The organism is Rhodococcus sp. 3258 (assembly GCF_031456475.1).
Lineage (GTDB): Bacteria > Actinomycetota > Actinomycetes > Mycobacteriales > Mycobacteriaceae > Rhodococcoides > Rhodococcoides fascians.
This window is the reverse complement of sequence record NZ_JAVDUT010000001.1, coordinates 883646-907014: the sequence shown is the minus strand read 5'-3', so window position 1 is coordinate 907014 and position 23369 is coordinate 883646. Positions and strand designations below refer to the sequence as shown.

Annotated in this window: 22 protein-coding genes and 1 riboswitch; of the genes, 11 read left to right on the top strand and 11 right to left on the bottom strand. The window is 65.7% G+C overall.

Annotated features, from left to right (window positions below; genetic code table 11):
• The 5 genes from chvE to J2X62_RS04145 form a co-directional block, all read right to left on the bottom strand.
• The gene (gene chvE / locus J2X62_RS04165) at positions 1-1137 is read right to left on the bottom strand and encodes a multiple monosaccharide ABC transporter substrate-binding protein (protein ID WP_032367518.1); all 1137 of its coding nucleotides are present in this window, start codon (positions 1135-1137) and stop codon (positions 1-3) included.
• A 198-nt stretch (positions 1138-1335) separates the two neighbouring features.
• On the bottom strand, positions 1336-2139 hold the full coding sequence (locus tag J2X62_RS04160) for an ABC transporter (protein WP_310177765.1): 804 nt from the start codon (positions 2137-2139) through the stop codon (positions 1336-1338).
• A 32-nt stretch (positions 2140-2171) separates the two neighbouring features.
• The gene (locus J2X62_RS04155) at positions 2172-2486 is read right to left on the bottom strand and encodes a multidrug efflux SMR transporter (RefSeq protein ID WP_027495786.1); all 315 of its coding nucleotides are present in this window, start codon (positions 2484-2486) and stop codon (positions 2172-2174) included.
• Between the two features lie 13 nt (positions 2487-2499).
• Positions 2500-2563, bottom strand: a riboswitch (guanidine-III (ykkC-III) riboswitch).
• A 45-nt stretch (positions 2564-2608) separates the two neighbouring features.
• Positions 2609-3343: a TIGR03943 family putative permease subunit gene (locus J2X62_RS04150; RefSeq protein ID WP_032367519.1), complete on the bottom strand. Its 735-nt coding sequence runs from the start codon at positions 3341-3343 to the stop codon at positions 2609-2611.
• Positions 3340-4344, bottom strand: a complete 1005-nt coding sequence (locus J2X62_RS04145; protein WP_371832698.1) for a permease — start codon at positions 4342-4344, stop codon at positions 3340-3342. The genes J2X62_RS04150 and J2X62_RS04145 overlap by 4 nt, the downstream gene beginning before the upstream one ends.
• Before the next feature lie 97 nt (positions 4345-4441).
• Here J2X62_RS04145 and J2X62_RS04140 point away from each other — a divergent pair, with 97 nt between their 5' ends.
• Positions 4442-5149: a response regulator transcription factor gene (locus J2X62_RS04140; protein ID WP_027495789.1), complete on the top strand. Its 708-nt coding sequence runs from the start codon at positions 4442-4444 to the stop codon at positions 5147-5149.
• Positions 5146-6558: a HAMP domain-containing sensor histidine kinase gene (locus J2X62_RS04135; protein WP_032381603.1), complete on the top strand. Its 1413-nt coding sequence runs from the start codon at positions 5146-5148 to the stop codon at positions 6556-6558. Before J2X62_RS04140 ends, J2X62_RS04135 begins: the two co-directional genes overlap by 4 nt.
• A gap of 5 nt (positions 6559-6563) precedes the next feature.
• Here the strand turns inward: J2X62_RS04135 and J2X62_RS04130 are convergent, their stop codons facing one another.
• Genes J2X62_RS04130 through J2X62_RS04120 form a run of 3 tightly spaced genes read right to left on the bottom strand, consistent with a single transcriptional unit; the run spans position 6564 to position 9495 of the window.
• Positions 6564-7667: an AbrB family transcriptional regulator gene (locus tag J2X62_RS04130; RefSeq protein ID WP_310177755.1), complete on the bottom strand. Its 1104-nt coding sequence runs from the start codon at positions 7665-7667 to the stop codon at positions 6564-6566.
• The gene (locus J2X62_RS04125) at positions 7664-8074 is read right to left on the bottom strand and encodes a universal stress protein (protein ID WP_094621576.1); all 411 of its coding nucleotides are present in this window, start codon (positions 8072-8074) and stop codon (positions 7664-7666) included. The genes J2X62_RS04130 and J2X62_RS04125 overlap by 4 nt, the downstream gene beginning before the upstream one ends.
• A 35-nt stretch (positions 8075-8109) precedes the next feature.
• Complete coding sequence (locus tag J2X62_RS04120; protein ID WP_032367524.1) at positions 8110-9495, bottom strand: CitMHS family transporter; 1386 nt, start codon at positions 9493-9495, stop codon at positions 8110-8112.
• A gap of 169 nt (positions 9496-9664) precedes the next feature.
• Here J2X62_RS04120 and J2X62_RS04115 point away from each other — a divergent pair, with 169 nt between their 5' ends.
• Both J2X62_RS04115 and J2X62_RS04110 read left to right on the top strand, forming a co-directional pair.
• Positions 9665-11329 carry a sensor histidine kinase gene (locus J2X62_RS04115; protein WP_032367525.1) on the top strand — a complete coding sequence of 555 codons (1665 nt, stop codon included), beginning with the start codon at positions 9665-9667 and terminating at the stop codon, positions 11327-11329.
• On the top strand, positions 11326-11982 hold the full coding sequence (locus J2X62_RS04110; RefSeq protein ID WP_032367526.1) for a response regulator: 657 nt from the start codon (positions 11326-11328) through the stop codon (positions 11980-11982). Before J2X62_RS04115 ends, J2X62_RS04110 begins: the two co-directional genes overlap by 4 nt.
• On the opposite strand, the gene J2X62_RS04105 is transcribed toward J2X62_RS04110, so the two are convergent.
• The gene (locus J2X62_RS04105) at positions 11965-13347 is read right to left on the bottom strand and encodes an MFS transporter (protein WP_204858384.1); all 1383 of its coding nucleotides are present in this window, start codon (positions 13345-13347) and stop codon (positions 11965-11967) included. The genes J2X62_RS04110 and J2X62_RS04105 overlap by 18 nt on opposite strands.
• A gap of 74 nt (positions 13348-13421) precedes the next feature.
• Between J2X62_RS04105 and J2X62_RS04100 the strand changes: the two genes are divergently transcribed.
• Positions 13422-13946, top strand: coding sequence for a helix-turn-helix domain-containing protein (locus J2X62_RS04100; protein WP_032367528.1), 525 nt, complete (start codon positions 13422-13424; stop codon positions 13944-13946).
• Positions 13947-13956: 10 nt separating this feature from the next.
• On the opposite strand, the gene J2X62_RS04095 is transcribed toward J2X62_RS04100, so the two are convergent.
• Positions 13957-14382, bottom strand: coding sequence for an HIT family protein (locus tag J2X62_RS04095; RefSeq protein WP_094621579.1), 426 nt, complete (start codon positions 14380-14382; stop codon positions 13957-13959).
• Positions 14383-14503: 121 nt separating this feature from the next.
• Here J2X62_RS04095 and J2X62_RS04090 point away from each other — a divergent pair, with 121 nt between their 5' ends.
• The 5 genes from J2X62_RS04090 to J2X62_RS04070 all read left to right on the top strand — a co-directional run bounded on the left by J2X62_RS04090 (position 14504) and on the right by J2X62_RS04070 (position 21573).
• On the top strand, positions 14504-15775 hold the full coding sequence (locus J2X62_RS04090) for a bifunctional glycosyltransferase family 2/GtrA family protein (RefSeq protein WP_310177745.1): 1272 nt from the start codon (positions 14504-14506) through the stop codon (positions 15773-15775).
• Positions 15772-17772 carry a glycosyltransferase family 39 protein gene (locus J2X62_RS04085; protein WP_204846651.1) on the top strand — a complete coding sequence of 667 codons (2001 nt, stop codon included), beginning with the start codon at positions 15772-15774 and terminating at the stop codon, positions 17770-17772. The genes J2X62_RS04090 and J2X62_RS04085 overlap by 4 nt, the downstream gene beginning before the upstream one ends.
• Positions 17773-17848: 76 nt before the next feature.
• Positions 17849-19099 carry a phosphoribosylamine--glycine ligase gene (gene purD / locus J2X62_RS04080; RefSeq protein ID WP_310177741.1) on the top strand — a complete coding sequence of 417 codons (1251 nt, stop codon included), beginning with the start codon at positions 17849-17851 and terminating at the stop codon, positions 19097-19099.
• A gap of 264 nt (positions 19100-19363) precedes the next feature.
• Positions 19364-20200 (top strand): DUF559 domain-containing protein, encoded by an 837-nt coding sequence (locus J2X62_RS04075; RefSeq protein WP_094693531.1) that lies wholly within the window; start codon positions 19364-19366, stop codon positions 20198-20200.
• Between the two features lie 224 nt (positions 20201-20424).
• Positions 20425-21573, top strand: a complete 1149-nt coding sequence (locus J2X62_RS04070; RefSeq protein WP_310177738.1) for a pyridoxal phosphate-dependent aminotransferase — start codon at positions 20425-20427, stop codon at positions 21571-21573.
• 65 nt (positions 21574-21638) lie between these two features.
• Here the strand turns inward: J2X62_RS04070 and J2X62_RS04065 are convergent, their stop codons facing one another.
• A complete protein-coding gene (locus tag J2X62_RS04065; RefSeq protein ID WP_310177736.1) occupies positions 21639-22670 on the bottom strand; it encodes a GntG family PLP-dependent aldolase in 1032 nt (343 codons plus the stop codon).
• Positions 22671-22710: 40 nt separating this feature from the next.
• Between J2X62_RS04065 and J2X62_RS04060 the strand changes: the two genes are divergently transcribed.
• The gene (locus J2X62_RS04060) at positions 22711-23358 is read left to right on the top strand and encodes a TetR/AcrR family transcriptional regulator (protein ID WP_032367536.1); all 648 of its coding nucleotides are present in this window, start codon (positions 22711-22713) and stop codon (positions 23356-23358) included.
• Positions 23359-23369: the final 11 nt, after the last annotated feature.

Genomic DNA, 23369 nt, shown 5'->3' with positions numbered 1-23369 from the left:
TCACTTCAACTGATCCTCGGTGTAGTAGCCACCCTCGACGAGCAGCTTCTCGTAGTTGTCCTTGTAGACGATCTCGGGCTGCAGCAGGTACGCCGGAACGACCTTCTCGCCGTTGTCGTAATCGGTGGTGTTGTTGGTCTCGGGAGTCTGACCGTCGAGCATGGCCTGAGCCATCTGGATCGTGACCTCGGCCAGCTGACGCGTGTCCTTGTAGATCGTGGAGTACTGCTCACCGGCGATGATCGACTTGACCGACGGCACCTCGGCGTCCTGTCCGGTGACGACCGGGTAGGGCTGACCGGCGGTTCCGTAGCCGTTGCTCTTGAGCGCGGACAGAATTCCGATCGACAGACCGTCGTACGGGGAGAGCACGCCCTGAACCTTCTGGCCCGAGGAGTACGTCTTGGTCAGCAGGTCTTCCATGCGCTTCTGTGCCGTCGCCGGATCCCAGCGCAGGGTGGCAGCGGTTCCGAAGTCGGACTCGCCACTACCGATCTTCAGAGTTCCCTTGTCCAGGTACGGCTTCAGGGTCTCCATGGCACCGTCGAAGAAGAAGGTGGCGTTGTTGTCGTCGGGCGAACCGGCGAAAACCTCGATGTTGAGCGGGCCGGCGGGCGCGTCGGCCTTGTCGGTGCCGTCCTCGTTCTTCAGCCCGAGGCCGACCAACAGTGAGGTGGCCTGGTCGACGCCGACCTTGTAGTTGTCGAACGTCGCGTAGTAGTCGACGTCCGGGGAGTTGCGGATGAGCCGGTCGTAGGCGATGACACCGATGCCGTTGTCCTTGGCTTCCTGCAGCTGGGTGGTGATGGCGGTGCCGTCCACCGAGGCCACGATCAGCAGCTTCGCGCCCTGGGTGATCTGATTCTCGATCTGGTTGACCTGGGTGGGAATGTCGTTCTCCGCGTACTGCAGGTCGACCTTGTATCCCTGGCCCTCCAACGCGCTCTTGAGGTTGTCGCCGTCGGCGATCCAACGGGCGGAGGACTTCGTCGGCATGGTGACGCCGATCAACGCACCTGCGGTGCTGCCGCCCTCGGCCGGAGCCTCGTCTGCGGTCTTGGTACTCGATCCGCACGCACCGAGCGTGAGGGTGAGGGCCACCGCGGCCGTAGCCATGGATAGCTTTCGAAACTTCATCGTTTCTCCCTGTGTTGTGAGGTAGACCGTGAAGCGGAGGCCGTCGGGTGGTCCCGTGTGGTTCGCATCACATCAAAACGAAAGTGTGAGCGATAACATCGGCATTGTCAAAGATTTCTTTTTGCACCCCGCGTGAGCAGTGTGAGCGCTAACATTTGTCGCCTACGACTCTCGGCAAAGCGCCGAAGTTGCGGCCCGTCAGTGCAGCTCGTGCACCGACTGCTTACCGCTCTTGAGCCAGCGGCTCGGCAGCCGGCCGACCAGCTCGCCGAGCGGATGCACCGCCGCCGAGAGGATCTCCACGGAATCCTGCAGGATGTCGATCGAGATACTCATACGCTCGATGTTCGGAGCCACGGACGTCAGCGTCTCGGAAAGTTTGACCAACTGGTCCAGCGGCCCGCCCTTGGCCGCCAGACGCTCGACGGCACCGTCCTCGGCCAGCATCGTCTCGAGGATGCCGTTCTCCGCGATGGCCCGTTCGATCAGACCGTCCTGACGCGTCAACACCTCGAGCGGACCGTCCTTCGCCGTCAGGCGCTCGAGGGGGCCGTTGGTGGCGGTGATCCTGTCCAGTAGACCGCCCTCGGCGAGCAACCGTTCGAGCGGTCCGTCCTCGGCGAGCAGTCGGTCCAAGGGTCCGCCGGGAGCGAGAATGCGTTCGACCGGCCCACCCGGAGACAGCAGGCGCTCGAGCGTGCCGTCCTCGGACGTGAGTCGATCGACGACGCCGCCCTGGGCGAGCAGGCGGTCGAGTGGCCCGCCCTCCTTCAGGGCGTTGCCCAGCGCGCGATCGTCGGAGGTGAGCTGGCCGAGCTGGGTGAGCAGCTGCATCGTGCCGCCGCGCGGATTGGCGAGCGACGCCACTCCGGCCGTGCCGGACGCGCCGGTGGCCAACGCCATCCTGGTGGTCGCCAATGCGACCTCTGCGACGCCGATCGCCTGCTCGGCGATGGCCAAGCCGGCCCGTGCGGGCAGTGTGATCGCTGACACCCAGTTCATCGTTTTACTGTAACTGCTTGTAGCCGGGAAAATCAGTGAAGAACCTTCAGTCCCACAACGCAGCCGACGATGCCGACCAGAAGTACGACTTTGAGGAACGACGCTGCTTCGGCACCGGTGATCATCGCGTACGCCACGGTCAAGGTGGCACCGATTCCCACCCACACCGCATACGCGGTTCCGGTGGGCAACGACCGCATCGCGACCGCGAGACCGATCATGCTGAGCACCACCGCGACACCGAAAACTACCGATGGTCCGAGCTTGGAGAAGCCCTCGGACTTTCCGAGCGCAGTCGCCCAGATCGCTTCGAGAACGCCGGAAACGACGAGAATCAGCCATGCCATGAGAAATCACCTCTCGGCACCGTCTTGTCGCTGTTCGGGTACGGCGCGCCTCGTCCGATTGTCGGAAGTGACCTGTACGACGGTACCAATTTTTCTTCGGCGGGGACGCGAATTTTCCGGTGTCAGTACGCGTACGTGTTCGTCGGCGGGTCGATGCGCCGGGCCGTCGAGACCGTCATCGTGGGGGTGAAGGCGGTGGCTTCGGTCGCGGTCGATGCGTCGACGGTGCCGGTGAGCTGCAGCCAGGATCCGTCCGGAACATCTTCGAGCACAGTCGAATTGGAGTCCAGATGAATTCGGATGGATCGTGCGTCGGCCGCGCAGCAGATGATCAGGACACGGGCGAGGTCGAGGCCGTCGGTTGTGCCGTCGACGCGCGGCGACCCACCGTTCGCGGTCGCCACGGCGAATCCGGTGACACTGATCTCCCGGCCGTCGAGGCTGTCCTCCGAATCTCGGACGGCCCGCTGCACGACGTCGAGCAACGGGACGTCGGGGGCCTGCCCGTCGGGTAACGGCGGGAAGGGTGTCTTCTCGTGGGTCGAGACGGCGTCCACGGATCGGTCGCCGACCGCCGAGACACCGAGCGCGGGTGGGGCGACGAGGAGGATCACCGCAATCGGCACGAGCAACAGCCAGTATGGGCGCGCGTCGTGATCGTGACCGTCCGTCGGCCCACCGCGCCGGATGTCGGCGACGATCGAGGCTGCCGCGAGGACGACGATCAGCACGCCCGCGATCAGCAGATACGGATGCAGTGACGGTTTGACGTACCGGACGAAGCTGCCGTCGAGCGAGATCTTCACGATCGCTCCGCCGAAGAGGAACAGCAGGACGTTCTGCACCTCGCGCTTCATCGCGCGCCGATCAGGAATCCGCCGACGATCGAGGCGCACACGATCGCCACGACGAAGGTCAGTGGTGCGAAGCGGACGACGAAACCGCGCCCGAAGCTGCCTGCCTGCATCGCCATCAACTTCAGATCGACGGCAGGACCGACCACCAGGAAGACCAGGCGCGGCAGCAGCGGCAGCATCGACATACTGGCCGCGACGAACGCGTCGGCCTCCGAACACAGCGCCAGCAGAACCGCCAGAACGGCCATCACCACGATGGCCAGCAGCAGCTGACCGGCCAGGTGCTCGTACACCCGGTCGGGAATCACCAGGTGCAGGGCCGCGGCTGCCGCGGCACCGAACACCAGAAACGCCCCGGCCTGCAGCAGGTCTGCACGAGCCGACTCGCGGAACGTCTCCCACCTCGAGCCTTCGTGATCGTGACCGCGATCCGCCAGCCGCGCGGTGATCCACTCGGCCTTGCCGAACCGCGTCCACAGCCAGCCCATCACCACAGCGGTGGCGAGCGAGGCGAGGAACCGGGCGAGAACCATCGCCGGCTCACCAGGAAAGGCCACCGCAGTCGACACGAGAACGACGGGGTTGATCGCCGGTGCCGACAGCAGAAATGCCAGAGCCGCCGACGTCGGCATTCCCTGATCCATCAACCGCCGGGAGACGGGAACAGCTCCGCACTCGCACCCGGGCAATGCCATCCCGGCGAGTCCGGTCACACCGACGGCCGCGGGCTCGTTTCTCGGGACCACACGTCGAAGCACGGCCGGGGAGACGAACGCGGCGATGCCGCCGCTGACGAGCACGCCCAGCACCAGGAACGGCGTTGCCTGCACGAATATCCCGGTGAAGACGGTGGCTCCGGTTCGCAGGGCAGGGGAGGCAGCGACCCACTCGGCGAGGTACGGACCTGTCACGATGCCCAACACGAGCAGAGTTGCGAATACGTGCATGGAAGTGACCGTCGGCCTGCGCCTCGTGCGGCGATCGGTGTTCGCAGGGAGCATCGCGCTCCATCATGCCCTCTCTTGGGGCCCCTCTCTGTCGGGGCTCACAGCAACCTCACAGCGAGAGTCCAGCGGACGAGCAGCAACGCGCGCGATGATGGACACCGTGAGCGAAACCCCCGAAGCGCGTGTACTGATCGTCGACGACGAACCGACCATCGTCGAGCTGTTGGCGGTCAGTCTCAAGTTCCAGGGATTCGAGGTCGCGACGGCGTCCTCCGGCCCCGAGGCCCTGGACAAGTCGCGTACCTTTCGGCCCGAGGCACTGATCCTCGACGTAATGATGCCGGGCATGGACGGCTTCGGTCTGCTGCGCAGGCTGCGCGCAGACGGAGTGGATGCTCCGGCGTTGTTCCTGACGGCGCGAGATTCCGTGGAAGACAAGGTGACCGGTCTGACGCTCGGCGCGGACGACTACGTCACCAAGCCGTTCAGCCTCGAGGAAGTGGTGGCTCGGCTCCGGGTGATTCTGCGCCGGTCCGGTCGGACCGAGGAGACCGAATCGTCCCGAGTTGCGTTCGCGGACATCGAACTCGACGACGACACCCACGAGGTGTGGAAGGCAGGCGAGCCGGTCTCGCTCTCGCCGACCGAGTTCACACTGCTGCGGTACTTCATGGTCAATGCCGGAACAGTGCTGAGCAAGCCCCGCATTCTGGATCACGTGTGGCACTACGACTTCGGCGGTGAGGTGGGAGTGGTGGAGTCGTACGTGTCGTATCTGCGTCGTAAGGTCGACACGGGCGATACCCGATTGATCCACACGTTGCGGGGCGTCGGCTACGTCATGCGGCAGCCGCGGTGACCGGCCTCCGCTCACGGCTGGGGGACATCCCGCTGCGCTTCACTCTGGTTGCGGCCCTGCTGCTGTTGGTCGGGCTCGGACTGCTGGCATCGGGTGTCGCGGTGACGTCCTCGTTGGAGACGTCGTTGATGCGTCGCCTCGATCAGCAGTTGGTCGAGGCATCTCGGGGGTGGGCGCAACCGGACTCCCGCCCACTTCCACCCATCGGCGAGCCCAATCCCGGTCGCCCGCCGTCGAATTTCTACGTCCGGTCCGTGGCGAACGATGGCACCGTACGGGGTCCCATCAACGATGTGGCAGAAAGTGTTCCGGATCTCTCCGGTGTCACCGCCGATCGCCCGACGACGGTCGGCTCCGAGAGCGACCCAGGGAAACAGTGGCGCGTGTTGACGGTGACCAACAGTGACGGATCCACCACGGTGGGTATACCGCTCGGTCCCAACCAGCAGACCGTCAGCCGACTGATGGTGCTCCAGTTGTACATCGGGGCAGCGGTATTGGTGGTGTTGGGTGTCGTGGCCTACTTCGTGGTGCGGCGCAGCTTGCGGCCGTTGCGTGAGGTGGAGACGACGGCAGCTGCGATTGCCGCAGGCGATCTGCACCGGCGGGTGCCCCACCGCAGCGAGAGAACGGAAGTCGGTCGACTGTCGGCGGCATTGAACGGAATGCTCTCGCAGATACAGCGGGCGTTCGCAGCGACCGCCGCCTCGGAAGAAGCGGCGCGGGCGTCCGAGGATCGGATGCGCCGGTTCGTCGCCGACGCCAGCCACGAACTGCGGACTCCGCTGACGACCATCCGGGGATTCGCCGAGCTGTACCGGCAGGGGGCTATGAGCGACATCGCATTGTTGATGACGCGGATCGAGGGCGAATCGGCGCGCATGGGACTGCTCGTCGAGGATCTGCTCATGCTCGCGCGACTCGATGCCCAGCGTCCCCTCGAGGTACGTCGGGTCGACGTGCTGACCATCGCCGCCGATGCCGTGCACGATGCGAAAGCCGTCTCGCCCGCACGCGACATCTCGTTGAAGGTATCGGCAGGACCAGGTATTCCGGAGGTCGCCGGCGACGATGCCCGGCTGCGTCAGGTGTTGGCCAACCTCGTGGGGAACGCAGTGCGGCACACGCCCGAGTCCGCGTCGATCACGGTGTGCGTGGGCACCACCGAGGAGTCGGTGGTGCTCGAGGTGCAAGACACCGGCCCCGGTCTGGGCGAGGAGGAGGCGGCTCACGTCTTCGAGCGGTTCTATCGCACCGACTCGTCCCGGACCCGTGAGAGCGGGGGCAGTGGGCTCGGCCTGTCCATAGTCGCAGCCCTGGTTACCGCCCACAACGGGACCGTGGACGTGCGAAGTACTCCCGGCGCGGGTGCCACGTTCCGGGTCGAATTACCCAGGGCCGCAGACTGATCTGCTCACCCGGCCATGGACCGATCCTTCTTGCGTTCGGCGATCTTGGTGTACGCGGCAGCAGCGAGGGGCGCGGCCACGAGCATCGACACCAGCCGGATCACCTGAACGCAGGCGACGAACGTGACGTCAGATCCCGTCGTCGCGGACACAGCGAGCACTGCGGCGAGTCCGCCGGGCGTCGTCGCGAGATAACCGGTCAACATGCTGACTCCGGTGACGGCGGACAGCGCCCAGCCCAGGAGTGCGCAGATCAGGCCGATCGTGAGTACGAGCAGCGCGGCCCACGGGAAGATGCGTCCGATGGCCCGCAGGCTGGCGACGGTGAAGGCAAGTCCCGCTTGCCATCCGATGACGATGAACGCCAACGGCAGTAGGACTTCCGGGACGGAGATGTCTACGGGCCAGCCGAGTAGCTCGCAGGCTCCGGCGACGATCAGCGGTCCGAGCGTGGCGGGGGCGGGGAGTCGGATCGCCTTCGCGAGCAGGATTCCGACGACGACGGCACCGATCAGAAAGGCCGTGCCGATGTACCACGGTGTCGTCGACGCCTCGTCGGTACCGGACGTGCCACCGGTGTCGGTGTGAAAAGCGAAGGTGACGATCAACGGCATCGTGACGACCACCAACGCCACGCGGAGATACTGGACCACGGCGACGATGCGCTCGTCGCCGCCGAGCTCGCGGGCGACCGACACCAGACCTGTTGCGCCACCGGCAATCAGAGACAATGCTCCGGTCACCGGATCGACGTCGCGGTGCAGTGCCAGCAGAGCGCCGCAGCCGGCACTGACGATCAGGGTTGCCAACCCGACGGTGACCGCGGGAAGCCAGTTCTCTCCCAGTGCAGCGAGGGTGTCGGTGTCGAGCATGAGTCCGATCGTCACCGCCAGCGTGCCCTGCGCTGCCATGGACGCGGGACGGGGGACCGCGGCCGGACCCAACCCGGTCAATGCGAACACCACGGCGACGACGAGTGCGGCGAACAGCGACGGCGCGGTGAGGCCCAGACTCGCGAAAAGGGCCCAGCCCCCGACGGATACGGCCGCGAGGCCGATCCATCGGAGGCTGTGCCGCGCTACGGTCGTCACCTTGTCGGCAACATTCACGCTCCGGACTTGACCAGTAGAACCGGAACCGGAATTTCGAGCAGCAGGCGCTGAATCGTCTGTCCCATCAGGAACTTGCCGACTGCCGAGCGGTGCCGGGAGCCGACGACGAGGATCTCGGACTTCTGCTCCTCCACCAGAGTCAGCAGAGTGTTCACGGCGTCGGGATCGGGGCGACCCACCGCCACGGTCCAGGCCACGGCCTCGGCGCTGTCGATGTCGGCCAAGGCGGTCTCTACTGAGGTGGAGACCGCAGCGGTTTCGCCTGCCTCGGCGGACGGCTCGGCCGATCCCGACAATGCGTGCAGGACGACCAGATCGGTCTCTCTGATCCGAGCTTCTCGAACGGCGGCCGCGAGTGCTGCGCGGCCCTCGGGTGAATTGTTGTGCAGTACGCCAACAGTCATGACGGTGTCTCCTTCAGGAAGGTGGGGGTGAGGGATCAGCCGAACGGAATCTGACCGAGGACGATGCCGACCGCCAGCATTGCGAGGGAGACGACCACCGCTCGCCACAACACCTTCTTGTGGTGATCGGCCAGCGAGACTCCGGCCAGGGTCACCAGCAGCAGGATGGCCGGAACCAGCGGGCTCTGCAGGTGGACGGGCTGACCGGTGATCGAGGCACGGGCCATCTCGACCGGGTCGATGCCGTACTTCTCGGCGGTCTCGGTGAGCACCGGCAGGATGCCGAAGTAGAACGCGTCGTTGGTCATGAAGAACGTCAGCGGGATGCTCAGGATGCCGGTGATGACGGCCAGGTACGGGCCCATGCCGGGCGGGATGACGTTGAGCAGCCACTCGGCCATGGCCTCGACCATGCCGGTGCCCTGGAAGACACCCGTCAGGATTGCCGCGGCGAGCACCATGGCGACGACGGAGACGATGGAGGACGAGTGCCGAGCGATCGCGTCGCCCTGCTCCTTGACCTTCGGGAAGTTGACAGTCAGCGCGATCGAGGCAGCGATCATGAACAGCACCGGGATGGGAAGAATGTCCATGACCAGGATGACGAGGAGAACGACCGTCAGAGCAGCGTTGAACCACAGCAACTTCGGGCGCAGCGTGTCGCGATTGGGGTCGAGACCGTCGAAGAACTGACCCGATTCGCCGGAGCCGTCCGATCCGCCGGTTCCCGCTCCGCCGGTTCCCTTGCCGCCGTTACGGATGCTTCCGCCGCCGCCCGAGGAAACAAGTTCGGGTTCGTAGATCAGCTTGCCGATGCGTCGACGCTCCATGATGCCGAGGTGAACGGCGAAGAGCAGCACGATGATCAGGCCGACGATCATCGACGGAACCATCGGAACGAACACGTCGGACGGGGAGATTCCCAGAGCTGACGCAGCGCGAACCGTCGGGCCGCCCCACGGGATGATGTTCATCGTGCCGTTGGCGAGTCCGGCGACGACCGTCAGAATGACCGGGCTGACACCGAGTTTCAGGTAGAGCGGCAGCAGTGCGGACGTGACGATGATGAAGGTGGTCGAGCCGTCGCCGTCGAGCGAGACGACCATGGCCAGAATGGCCGTTCCGACAACAAGTTTCATCGGGTCGTTGCGTACGACACGCAGGATGCCGCGCACCAGTGGGTCGAACAGTCCGACGTCGATCATGATTCCGAAGAAGATGATGGCGAAGAACAGCAGGGCCGCGGTGGGAGCGAGGGACTTGATGCCGTCGGTGATCATGTCACCGATGCCGAGTCCCGCGCCGGCCAGCAGACCGAAGATGACGGGGACGAGGGTGAGTGCGACGACGGGCGTGGCTCTCTTGGTCAAGATCAAGAACATGAAGGCGGCTACCATGAGGAAGCCGAGTATCACCAACATCGTGCACTCCTTCTCGAAATGTGTGAGGTGGGTCCGGTTGGACTACGTGTTGTGACTGAAGTTACGTAACCGGCATCACATGTTCGCCGTTGTGCGCACTACCCGCGCAAGCAACGTAAAGAGCCTTTTGCGCATTGTGCTCGAGCAGCTCTCGCTCTAGCCTTGGCTGGTGCGATTGAGGACTCAAGTGCTGCTGCTGCAGGCCGCGTTGGTTGCGGTGGCGCTGGCAGTGGCGTTCGGAGTATTCGCGATCAGTAGCGGCGAACAGGCCAGCGAGGAGTACGGCGAGCGGGCACTCGCGGTCGCGCGGACCGTAGCCTCCGACCCCGAGGTGCGTTCGCTCGTGGGGCAGTTCTCGGCCGCGGACACCGCGGGCACCGATGCTGCGCCGGCGGGAGTGCTGGCAGGCGGTGCACTGCAACGGACGGGCGAAAGCGCCCGGGAGCGCACCGATGCTCTGTTCGTCGTCATCACCGACGACCGGGGACTGCGCCTGGCGCATCCGGATCCGACCGTCCTGGGGCAACGGGTGAGTACCGATCCGTCCGGCGCATTGGCGGGCAACGAGGTCGTCGAATCCCAACGCGGCACGCTGGGCGACTCCGTCCGTGCCAAAGTGCCCATCCTGGCTCCGGGCTCGGCAGACGTCGTGATCGGCGAAGTGAGCGTCGGAATCTCCACGACGGCAGTGCGAACCGAGCTGGTGAAGGATCTGATCAACGGCGCACTGGTCACCGGAGCAGTCCTGCTGTTGGGTGTGCTGGGCTCGATCCTGTTGGCGCGCAGGTGGAAGCGGCTGACCCTGGGCCTCGAACCCGAGGAACTCGCCGAGCTCGTGCGCGAGCAGGAGGCGGTGCTGCACGGCATCGGCGAAGGCGTGGTGGCCGTCGATTCGGACGGCATCGTCACCGTCGTCAACGACGAGGCGCGCGCCTTGCTCTCGATCGAGGGGAAGCCGGGAATGCGCGTGGAGGACATCGGTCTGACACCCAGATTGCTCGAGGTCATCGAGATGCCGACGGGCGAGCCGGTACTCGCGGCCGTCGACGAGGTCGTCGTTATCGCGGCGGCGCGAAAGGTGTTGCGTGACAATCGAGATCTGGGGACGGTACTCACCGTGCGCGATCGAACGGACGTGGAGGCGCTGACGCGTCAACTCGACGCGGTGCAGTCGATGTCCGCGGTGCTGCGCGCCCAGCGACACGAGTTCGCGAACCGGATGCATCTGGTCAGTGGGCTGCTGCACGAGGGCCACCCCGATCGGGCGTCGGAGTACATCGACGAGATTCTCGGTGTCGGACCGAGATCGGAGGCGGTCGAGGGCATCGATGCGGTCTCCGACGCCTACCTACGTTCCTTCCTCACGGCCAAGGCGGCACACGCGCGCGAGAGTGGCGTGCGACTGGTGTTGGGGGAGAACACCTGGGTCGGTGGAGAACTGGTCGGACCTGTGGATGTCACCACCGTGCTGGGCAACCTGATCGACAACGCCATCGACGCAGCACGGCTCGGTGCACGTCGACCTGCCGAAGTGGAAGTCGAGCTGGTGCAGGAGGATTCGACATTGCATATCGTCGTCGTCGATTCGGGTGACGGCGTTGCGTTGGCGCCCGAGCAGGTGTTCGTCGAGGGAGTCTCGACCAAGTCGACGGCGGATACGCCGGGTGGCCGAGGTGTGGGATTGGCACTGAGCCGACAGATCGCGCGAACCCGAGGCGGCGAAGTGACGTTGGCCGATGCCGGCGGGCAGATCACGGCCGACAACGATCGCGGAGGCGCAGTGTTCATCGCCTCGATTCCCGACGCACTAGTGATCGAAGAGGTGACGCAATGAGAGTTCTCGTCGTCGACGACGACTTCCGGGTCGCAGATCTGCATGCGGCACTGGTGAATTCGCTCGACCAGTACGAAGTGGCCGCAGTGGCGACGAGTATTGCCCAGGCACGCGAGCTGCTGACGACACAGTCGTTCGACCTGGCACTGGTGGACGTGTATCTGCCGGACGGATCCGGTATCGATCTGGTGCGAGAGCTGCCGTGTGACGCGGTGGTGCTCTCCGCTGCTGCGGATCAGCACACGGTGCGCTCGGCGATGACCGCGGGCGCATGGACGTATCTGATCAAGCCGTTTCCACGCTCGGCGCTGGTCGATCGCCTCACCGGATATCTCGCATACCGCGGCGCGCTCGACCGCACGGACGAACTGACTCAGGCGGACATCGACGGTGGGCTCGACGCCCTCCGCCCGCGCGCTGCGGCTCCGTTACCGGCCTCGCAGTCGGTCACCCGCGACCTGGTGCTCGACGCGGTGCGCGGAACGGCTGAGCCGATGTCGGCCGGAGAAGTTGCTGCGGCCATCGGCATTTCGCGAGCGACGGCCCAGCGGTATCTGGCCACCCTGGTGTCCAAGGGTCGGTTGCGAATGCAACTGCGGTACGGATCGACCGGTCGTCCCGAGCAGGAGTATTCGCTACCGCCGGGTGCGTGACATCGCCACGACCGCAGCTCCGACGAGTGAAATGGCCGCGGTGAGCAGAGCCGCGGTGTTCCAGCCCGTGATCAGAGCTGCCGCGGCATGATCGCCGGCAGGCACGGCAACCACCGCAACGACGGTGACCCCGATAGCGGATCCGACGTAGCGCGCGGTGTTGTTGGCCCCGCTGCCCATACCGCCGCGTCCGGGCGGGACGCTGGCCACGGCCTCGCGTCCCAGCGCGGCGTTGAGGACGCCACTGGCGACGCCCGCCACGAGCAGTCCCGGCAGCAGCCGAGGCCAGTCGGCGTCCGCGGCGAGGCCCGTCAACATCACCATGCCCACTGCCACTCCGATCAGGCCCGCGGCGAGCTGGGTGCGGCCGCTGACGGCGGCCGGGATTCGCCGAGCCAGCAGGGCGGTGACGACCGAGGTCGCAGACCACGCGAACAGCAGAATCGCTGCCCCGAGCGCATCGATGCCCAGAGCGGTGCCCACGAACCCGGCCATGTACGACATCAGTGCGATGATCCCGCCGCCCGTGGCCAGGGCGGCGACCGTGGCGGCGAGAAACGGTGGATGCCGAAACAACATGAGATCGAGCATCGGGCTCGCACTGCGTAATTCGAGCGCGACGAAGGCCAGCAGCAGGAGGGCGGCGAGAACGAACAACACGATGGGAGTCACGGCGGTCCACCCCTGCCGTCCCTCGACCAGCGCGGCCAGCAGTGCGCCGATGCCCGTGGCCAACAGCACCGCGCCGACCGGATCGAGGCCGCGCGGGGCGTCGGACATGGATTCTTCGACGCGCAGCTGCGCGACGACGGCGAGCACGAGAGTGGCGATCGCGAGGACCACATACGCCTCACGCCAGCTGGCCCACCGGTCGAGGAGCGCGGCGAGTAGCGGTCCGAGCGCGATACCGGCCCCCACGCTGGCACCCCAGACTCCGCTGGCCTTGGCGCGCACCGGCCCGGCGGGGTGAGTGTGCGCGATGATGCCGAGGCTCGATGCGACGACCGCCGCGCCGCCGAGGCCCTGCAGGATGCGGGCCAGCACGAAGATGAGGGTGTTGGGAGAGACGGCACAAACGATTGCGCCGACGGCCAGAACGACTGCTCCGAGTACGAACGTGCGGCGACGGCCGAAGTCGTCTGCGACGGTGCCGGTGGTGAGCAACGCGGCGGCGAGACCGATGCTCATCGAGCTCAGAATCCAGGTCCGTCCCGCTGCGTCCGACATCAGGTCCAGCGCGGTGCTGTTGATCGTCGCGAGCGGAGCGGTGAACGCCATCAGCGTCAACAAGGTGCCCGATGCGGCGACGGCCAGTGCGCGGGTGCCGTTCGTGGTGCCGGCGGGCGTGGGTGCAGTGTCGGTCATCGTCGTCTCTCTGGTCTGGTGATCGAACTGTAAACGGCCAACTTGGTTCGGTCAACAGACTGTACGATCGGCGCATGGCACTCGGAACCGACTACGCCCGCCAGGACTGCCCCTTGGCCCGCGCGCTCGAACTCGTCGGCGAGCGCTGGACCATGCTCATCGTGCGCGACAGCTTCTTCGGGGTCCGACGCTTCGGCGACTTCCAGGTCCACCTCGACATTTCCAAGGCAGTCCTGGCTCAACGGCTCGGCACCCTGGTCGACGCCGGATTGCTCGACCGGCAAGCCCGAGCCCACGGCGGCGGCCACGACGACTACGTCCCGACGCACGCCCTCGAAGGACTGTGGCCGGCCGTCTACGCCCTGAGCTACTGGGGCGAGGAACAGAACCCGAAGCCCACGGGCACACGTCGGCGTTTTCTGCATGCGACCTGCGGGACAGATCTGGGACCGCTCGGACTGTGCCCCGAGTGTGGCGTCGCACCCGGCCCACGCGACATCGATACCGACATCGGACCGGGTTACGACCCGGACAACCGATCCGACGCGGTATCGACGCAGCTTCGAACGCGTCGACGGCTACTGGCACCTCTGCGCTGAGCAAGGCGCATCAGTTAGGGACGTGAGCCTCGTGCCCGAGGTGGCGTAGCGCTGCTCGAAGCTTGTCGGCAGCCTCGTCCTGTGACTCCGCGGACGGGTTCGGATCCGCACCGGAGATATCGAAATTGCCCATTTCGTACGCCGGAAACACGTGCAGATGCAGGTGCGGCACCTCGAGACCGGCGATCAACAGCCCGGCCCTGGGCGCGTCGAACGCCGTCCTGACAGCCTGACCGATGATCTGCGCGACGGCAGTGATCTTGGCGAACACGGCACCGTCGACGTCCTGCCACTGATCGATCTCCTCACGCGGAACCACCAACGTGTGTCCCTGAGTGACGGGGGCAATCGTCAGAAACGCGACGACGTCGTCGTCCTGCCAGACGAACCGTCCGGGAATCTCACCTGCGATGATCTTGCTGAAAATAGAAGCCATGGGAACAGAATGCCCTACGAGCTGTGCCTCTTGGTCACTCCGCAGGCTGCGCTCCTGTCCTCCCAGGTGATTGCCAGGTTGGTCGCAGGGTGGGTCCAGCTGCACACGCGAGTGTTGCCTCATGACAACGAACTACCTCGCCCGAGCAGCAGGCCACCGGCCCGGCTCGAACGCAACGGCCACGCTCGAGGTGGTCATCCCGGTGTACAACGAAGAGGCGGATCTCGAGCAGTGCATTCGTCGACTGCACGAGCATCTCGAGGAAAGGATCCCGTTTCGGTCGCGGATCACCATCGCCGACAACGCAAGTACCGACGGCACCCTCGCGGTGGCGCATCGGCTCGCCGACGAGATCGACGGAGTTCGGGTTCATCACCTCGACGAGAAGGGACGTGGGCGGGCGCTCAAAGCGGTGTGGCTCGCGTCCGACGCCGACGTCGTTGCCTACATGGATGTCGATCTGTCCACCGACCTCAACGCCCTCATGCCGCTCGTCGCTCCACTGCTGTCGGGTCACTCGGACCTCGCTATCGGTTCTCGGCTGAACCGGTCGTCCCGGGTCGTTCGCGGAGTGAAACGTGAATTGATCTCGCGCAGTTACAATCTCATCCTGCGCACCTCGCTGCGCGCCCGCTTCTCCGACGCTCAGTGCGGGTTCAAGGCGATGCGCACCGATGTTGCTCGACAACTGCTTCCACTCGTCGAAGACACCGGATGGTTCTTCGACACCGAACTGCTCGTCATCGCCGAGAAGGTCGGCCTACGGATTCACGAGGTGCCGGTCGATTGGGTCGACGACCCCGACAGCAGCGTCCACCTCCTCGATACCGCCGTCAAGGATCTGCAGGGATGCTGGCGCGTCGGTCGTGCCCTTGCGACCGGAGTGCTCCCCGTCGCCGAACTGCGTCGAAGCCTGGGACGGGAGCCGCTGGTGGCCGGTGTACCGCACGGAATGATCGGCCAGCTGGTGCGATTCGGCATCATCGGTGTCGCGAGCACCGTGGCCTACGCACTGCTGTATCTGGTGCTGCATCCCATGATCGGGGCACAGGCCGCGAACTTCGCGGGACTGCTGATCACCGCCGTACTCAACACTGCGGCCAACCGCGCCTTTACTTTCGGCGTCCGAGGGCCCGCGGGCGCGGGCAAGCATCAGCTGCAGGGTCTGGCGATCTTCGGCTTCGCGCTGCTGATGACGAGCGGCTCGCTCGCGATACTGCACGCCTGGTCCCCGGACGTGTCGCGGCACATCGAACTGGCCGTTCTCGTCGTCGCCAATCTCGTTGCCACCGTGTGCCGATTCGTCGCACTGCGGTGGGTCTTCCGTAATCCGGAGCCCGATCTTTCGGTGTCCGATCTTTCGGTGTCCGATCCTTTGGAGGAGAACCGATGACCACGACGATCGAACGGCCGTCCGCGGCCGCGCCGACCGAGCCGGCGACCTCCCGGCGGTGGGAACTTCTCGGGTTGGTCACTCTGCTGATCGGCACCGGCGTGGCATACATCTGGGGACTCGGTGCCTCGGGTTGGGCCAACTCCTTCTATTCCGCAGCGATACAAGCAGGTTCGGTATCGTGGAAGGCGTTCTTCTTCGGGTCCTCCGACGCGGCCAACTCCATCACCGTCGACAAGCCGCCGATGTCACTGTGGCTGATGTCGTTGTCGGTGCGGGTGTTCGGTCTGAACACCTGGGCAATGCTGGTGCCTCAGGCGCTCCTCGGAGTCGCCTCCGTTGCGCTGCTACGAGCCGTCGTCGTCCGCCGATTCGGTGCGGCCGCCGGGCTGCTCGCCGGACTGGTGCTGGCGCTGACACCCGTTGCCGCACTGATGTTTCGGTTCAACAATCCCGACGCGTTGCTGGTGCTGCTGATGATCGCCGCCGTCTGGTCCATGTTGCGAGGCGTCGAATCGGGAAAGACCAAGTGGCTGTTGATCACCGGTATGTTCGTCGGATTCGGCTTTCTCACCAAGCAGCTTCAGGTGATGCTCGTCGTACCGCCGCTGGCGTTGACGTACCTGATCGCCGGGCCGCCCAAACTCGGCACCCGAGTGCTGCAACTGTTCGCCGCACTCGGAGCCATGATCGTCTCGGCCGGTTGGTGGTTGCTGATCGTCGAATTCTGGCCGGCATCCTCGCGGCCGTGGGTCGGTGGCTCGCAGAACAATTCGATTCTGGAACTGACTCTCGGCTACAACGGGTTGGGCCGACTCAGTGGCAACGAGACCGGCAGCGTCACCCCGGGCGGTGTCGGTGGCGGCGGCGGGTCGATGTGGGGCGAGACCGGCATCCTCCGCATGTTCGACGCCTCCCAGGGCGGCCAGATCGCCTGGCTCGTACCTGCCGCATTGGTGTTGCTGGTGACGGGACTGGTGTTGCGAGGCAAAGCCCCTCGCACCGATGCGCAACGCGCGTCGCTGATCGTGTGGGGCGCATGGCTGCTCGTCACCGGTCTGACGTTCAGTTTCATGGCCGGCATCTTCCACTCGTATTACACGGTCGCACTCTCGCCTGCCGTCGCTGCGCTCGTGGGTATCGGCAGTGTGATGGTCTGGCGCGAACGACAGCGGTTGTGGGTCCGGATCGCGATGGCGCTCGCGGCGGCGTCGACCGTCGCACTGGCGTGGGTGCTGCTCGGCCGTAGCGCGAGCTTCGTGCCGTGGCTGAAGTGGGCGATCCTGGTCGTCGGTGTGGTGGCGGTGGTGGCTCTGCTGATTCCGGCGCTCACTCGCGGCAGGCTCGCCGCGGTCGCGATTCTCGCGGTGATGTTTGCCGGACTGGCCGGGCCGACGGCGTACGCGGTGGACACGATCGGCACCCCGCACACCGGATCGATCGTGTCCGCCGGGCCGAACACCGGTATGCGCGGATTCGGCGGCATGGGTGAGGGCCGGCGCGGGCAGGGTGGTCTGCCGGGTGGAATGCAGCTGCCTCCCGGTGCACAGATGCCGGCCGGAATGCAGCCACCGGCGGGACTCCCGAGTCAGGCCGGCCAGCTGCCGGGCGGTGCCGAGATGGGCGGCATGGGTGGCGGTATGGGTGGACTGCTCGAGGGCAGCACCCCGACCGCCGAGGTCACCGCAATGCTCGAACAGGACGCCGGTTCGTACACCTGGGTGGCGGCGGCCATCGGTGCCAACACCGCGGCGGGTTATCAACTGGCCACCGAGGATCCCGTCATGCCCGTGGGCGGCTTCAACGGAACCGACCCGTCGCCGACCCTCGCCGAGTTCCAGCAGTACGTGGCCGACGGCCGAATCCACTACTTCATCGGAGGCGGCGGTATGGGCGGCAGGGAGTCGGGTTCCTCGGCCGAAATCTCGGCATGGGTGACCGAGAACTTCACCGCGACCACCGTCGACAACGTCACGCTGTACGACCTGACGCAGTAATCTCGCCATCCCCGACGGGCCCCGCATCACGACAGGTGCGGGGCCCGACGGTGTCGAGCAGATAGTCTGATGCACTGTGCGCGTACTCGTCATAGGTTCCGGTGCTCGTGAGCACGCCCTTCTACTTGCGTTGAAGGCCGACCCGTCGGTCGACAAACTGTTCGTCGCTCCCGGCAATGCAGGCACAGCCACGCTCGCCGAACAGCACGCCGTCGACGTGGCATCCGGTGAGGCGGTGACAGCACTGGCCACGAAGCTCGAGGTGGATCTCGTCGTCATCGGGCCCGAGGTGCCCCTGGTTCTCGGAGTGGCCGATTCTCTGCGCGAGGCCGGCATCGCCACGTTCGGCCCGTCGGCCGACGCCGCACGCATCGAAGGATCCAAGGCGTTCGCCAAAGACGTCATGGCAAAGGCCGGCGTGCGAACCGCACACAGCGAAATAGTCGACTCGCCCGCACTGCTCGATGCCGCCCTCGACCGATTCGGCCCCAACTGGGTCGTCAAGGACGACGGACTCGCAGCAGGCAAAGGCGTCGTCGTCACCACCGACCGCCTCGTCGCTCGCGACCACGCCGCCGAACTCCTCGAAAACGGTCACCCGGTACTGCTCGAGTCGTTCCTCGACGGCCCCGAGGTGTCCCTGTTCTGCCTCGTCGACGGCGAGGCCGTGGTGCCGCTGCTGCCCGCGCAGGACCACAAACGCGTCGGCGACGGAGACACCGGCCCCAACACCGGTGGCATGGGCGCGTACACCCCACTCCCATGGTTGCCCGAAGGTGCCGTCGACGAGATCGTCCGTGATGTGGTGAAACCCGTTGCGGCCGAGATGGTGAAGCGTGGTGTGCCGTTCTCGGGTCTGCTGTACGCCGGTCTCGCGATGGGTGCCGACGGCCCGGCCGTCGTCGAATTCAACTGTCGCTTCGGTGATCCAGAGACACAAGCCGTACTCGCACTGCTCGACTCACCTCTGGGTGAGGTGTTGAACGCGACGGCAACCGGCACGCTGGCGTCACTGGCGCCTCTGCGCTGGAAGGACGGCGCGGCGGTCACCGTCGTCATCGCCGCCGAGAACTACCCCGGTCGCCCCCGCACCGGTGACGAGATCCTCGGCTCCGAGGGCGAAGGCGTCCTGCATGCCGGCACCGCTGTGAAGGACGGCGCCGTCGTCTCCGCGGGCGGACGCGTGCTGAGCGTCGTCGGCACCGGATTCGACCTCACCGCCGCCCGAGATGACGCCTACTCCCGGATCGCCGGAATCCGATTGCCGGGCAGTCACTTCCGCACCGACATCGGCCTCGCTGCCGTGGAAGGGCGCATCTCGCTGTAGGTCGATGCACGCAAAGCAGGTGTGCTGAGTGTCCACTATTTGCCGTCGTGCACGGGATCCCGAGCGTCGGGGCTGAGAGTGGACGCTGAGCCCAGTTGCTGGGGCTAGGTGTGCTGAGTGTCCACTATTTGGCATAGCACACGGGATCCCGATCGCCGGGGCTGAGAGTGGACGCTGAGCCCAGTTGTCCACAGGCATTCGCGTTGTCCACATTTCTCGGATCGGGCTCCCGCGAACAGTTCTCGAGCACAAAGCTGTTCGACCATGGGGGTATTCACGAGGCAGCAACTACTCGACAGTGGCGTCAGCGCAGGGGCAATCGACTATCGGGCCAGGGTCGGCACGCTGACCCGGCTGTTGCCGGGCGTCTACTGCACAGGAGAGCCGTCGTTCCGCGACCGATGCGTCGCCGCGACGTTATGGCAACCGGATGCAGTGCTCAGCCACCTGACTGCGGCGTGGTGGTGGAACCTGATCGATGACGAACCCGAACAGGTGCACATCACCGTGCCCCGCAGCACGCGAGCGCGGTGCCCTTCGTGGCTGCGCGCGTATCGTCGAACCATTCGGGAGACGAGTTTCGTCGACACCCTCCCTGTCGTGACGATCGAGCAGTGCATCGTCGACGTGTCGGCGTCACTCGGTGGGGCAGCCCTGGAACCGTTCGTCGACGCAGCGCTCAGCGGGTCCGTCAGCAAACGCGGATTGGCGGCGCAATGCGCGAAGTCGGCCGGAATGGCAGGAGTCACCGAAGCGAAGAAGCAGCTGCGACAGTGCTGCCCACGCACGCTCTCCGAACCGGAACGACTGGTGGCCCGCGCACTCACCGCGGCAGGCTACTTTCTCGAGATCAACGCGGCGGTGGGGCAGTACTTCGCCGATCTGTTGGACCGTCGAGCCCGGGTGATCATCGAGATCGACGGCCGTGAATTCCACAGCGCGCCGGGGGTGTTCACCAACGACCGAGTGCGCCAGAACGCACTGCAACTCGACGGGTGGCTCGTGCTGCGATACTCGGCCGCGCTGGTGATGACCGACCTCGACGCCGTGGTGCGCCAGATCATCGAGACCGTTCGACGTCGCCGGAAGGCGCTGAGCTGAGTGTCCACTATGTGTGGCCGGAGGCGGGATCCCGTGCCTGCCGCGAAATTGTGGACAGTGAGCTCGCCTGTTCGGCTCCACTGTGCTGAGTGTCCACTATTTGTCGCTGGAGGCGCGATCCCGTGCTTGCCGCGGAATTGTGGACAGTGAGCTCGCCTGTTCGGCCCGCGCAATCCTATGCCTGCCGCGAAATTGTGGACACTCTAGTCAGTAGTGTCGATGGAATGCACAGTGAATCGCAGCGATCGAAGGTCGAGCCGTTCCACGTGATGGATGTGTTCGCCGCGGCAGCCGAGCGGGCGCGTACTCACGGTGATGTGCTGTCGCTTGCCGCAGGTCAGCCGTCGACCAGGGCACCCGAGCCGGTGTTGCGCGCCACCCGAGACGCTCTGGATTCGCATTTGCTCGGGTACACCGAAACGCTGGGCATTCTGCCGCTACGGCAAGCGATCGCGGATTATCACAGCACGCGGTACGGCATCACCGTCGAGGCCGACGACGTGGTGATCACCACCGGATCGTCGGGCGCATTCACGTTGCTGTTCCTCGCTGCGTTCGACGCGGGGGATACCGTCGTCATGGCCAGGCCCGGTTATCCGGCGTATCGAAACACGTTGGCGGCGTTGGGCTGTCGCGTCGTCGAACTGGATTGTGTGGAGGAGACACGGTTCCAGCCCACCGTCGCGATGCTCGAGGAACTGTCCGAGCCGCCTGCCGGGCTCATCGTCGCCAGTCCGGCCAATCCCACCGGCACGATCATCGACCCCGACGAGCTGGCCGCCATCGCGCGCTGGTGCGACGAGCACGGAACCCTGTTGATCTCCGACGAGATCTACCACGGCATCTCCTACGGCGACGCGCACACGTCCAGCGCGTGGGAGACGTCGAAGGAATCCGTGGCCATCGGGTCTGTGTCCAAGTACTTCTCGATGACGGGGTGGCGCATGGGCTGGATGCTGCTGCCGGCTCGATTGCGCAGGGCCGTCGAACGATTGGCGTCGAACATGACGGTGTGCCCGCCGGCGATTTCGCAGGTGGCGGCCATAGCGGCGTTCACCGAAGAGTCGCGCCGAGAGCTCGATTCGCACGTCGAGCGGTACGCCGTCAACCGCAGGATCCTGCTCGACGGTTTGCCTGCGTTGGGTATCACCGATCTGGCTCCTGCCGACGGTGCCTTCTACGTCTACGCCGACATTGCGCATCTCACCGACGACTCGCGGAGTTGGTGCGCCCGAGTGCTGGCCGAGACCGGGGTCGCGTTGGCACCCGGGGTCGACTTCGACACCGTCCGCGGGAACCACACGGTGCGATTCTCGTTCGCGGGCACCACCGCGGACGTCGAAGAAGCGTTGGAGCGACTACGTCGCATGTGAACGGAAACTCGTAGCAGGCTACGAGGCAGGAGTGGAGCCTGCGGAACGACAGGAAAGCGCTGCGCTCACATGCGGCGCAGCCGCTCCAGCACCTCGTCGATGTCGGCGGCGGACACGTCGCGATGCGTCACGAAGCGCACCTTGCCGGCAACGGTGACGGCGGCGATGCCCAGATCTGCCAGCTCGGTCACCGTCCGAACAGGATCGGCGACGGCGGCGAGCACGATGTTCGTCTGGGGTTCCGCGACCTCCCAGTCCCGTTCACGAAGGCCGCGTGCCAGCGTCGAGGCATTTGCGTGATCCTCGGCGAGATCGCCGATTCGATCCAGGGCGACGAGCCCTGCCGCAGCCAGAACCCCGCCCTGACGCACGCCGCCGCCCAACATCTTTCGTACACGCCGGGCCTCGTGGATTCTCGCAGTATCGGAGACGAGCATCGAGCCGACGGGTGCGCCGAGCCCCTTGCTCAGGCAGACCTGCACCGTGTCTGCGCCGGCGGTCAACGACGCGATCGGAACATCCAGTGCCACAGCGGCATTCCACAGCCGAGCCCCGTCGAGGTGAATTCTCAATCCCGAGTCACGTCCGGCAGCAACGAGTTCCGCCCACTCGTCCGGTCCTAGCACGGCACCGCCGGCGAAATTGTGTGTGTTCTCGAGTGAGAGCAATGTGGTCCGCAGGGCGAAGTACGGTCCGACGCCGCCGGCTGCCGCACGCACCGTCGACGCAAGGGGGCGTCCGGGGCCACCGTCGTGGGGAAGTGCCTCGGGCATTCCGCCCGCCAACCAGGCTGCGGTGCCGAGCTCGGAGCCCAGGACGTGCGCGTGCTCCGGGGCCAGGAATCGATCGCCGCGCTGCAGATGCAGCATCAGCGCGATGATGTTGCCCATCGAACCGGACGGCACCCACAGCGCCGCCTCGAAGCCGAGCAGATCCGCCACTCTTTCCTCGAGCGCCGCCATCGTCGGATCGTGATCGAGGACGTCGTCACCCACTTCGGCGTCGGCCATTGCTTGTCGCATGATCGAATCTGGTCGAGTGATGGTGTCGGAGCGAAGGTCGATAGGTCGATGAGCCACGAACACTGACAATTCCATAGCGCGAAAGCAGTCCGACGAACGGCTGCGAGCTGGCACGATGACTGGAATGTCCGCAGGTCCGACCGAGTCGCAGCACAAGGTGTCGGGTGCGACTCCGAAGGGAGTGCGCCGCCGCCACGCTCTGGCGTCGGCGGCTGCAGACCTGCTGGTCGAGGGTGGATTCGACGCGGTTCGGCACCGGTCGGTTGCCGCTCGCGCCGGCCTGCCGTTGGCGTCGACCACCTACTATTTCGAGTCGCTCGGCGACTTGGTGGCCGCCGCGGTCGACGTCGTCGGGACCCGAGAGATCGACGTCATGCGCGGACGTATCGACGACGAGGGCAAGTGCTCGCAGAAGATGGAGTCGACCGTCGACCTCATCGTCGATCTGCTGATCGGGCCGCAGGGTGGCCATGAGCAACTGGTCGCGAGATACGAGCGGTTCATCGCGTCGGCTCGGCATCCGGAACTTCGTGAGGTGCAGCTGAGGCTGCGTGCCCAGATCGACGACCTGCTGACCGATGTGCTGCGTCGATCGGGGCGAACCGTGCAGGAAGAGCAGCTACGACGACTCGTGGCAGTGGTCGACGGTGCAGTAGTGGGCGCGCTCAGCGAGGTGGATCCCGATCCGCGCGAAATGGCGCGCAGCATGCTGTTGGCCGTCATCGACATCGTGGCACCGGCAGAACAGGTGTCGGCCGATTGACTCAGGCCCCC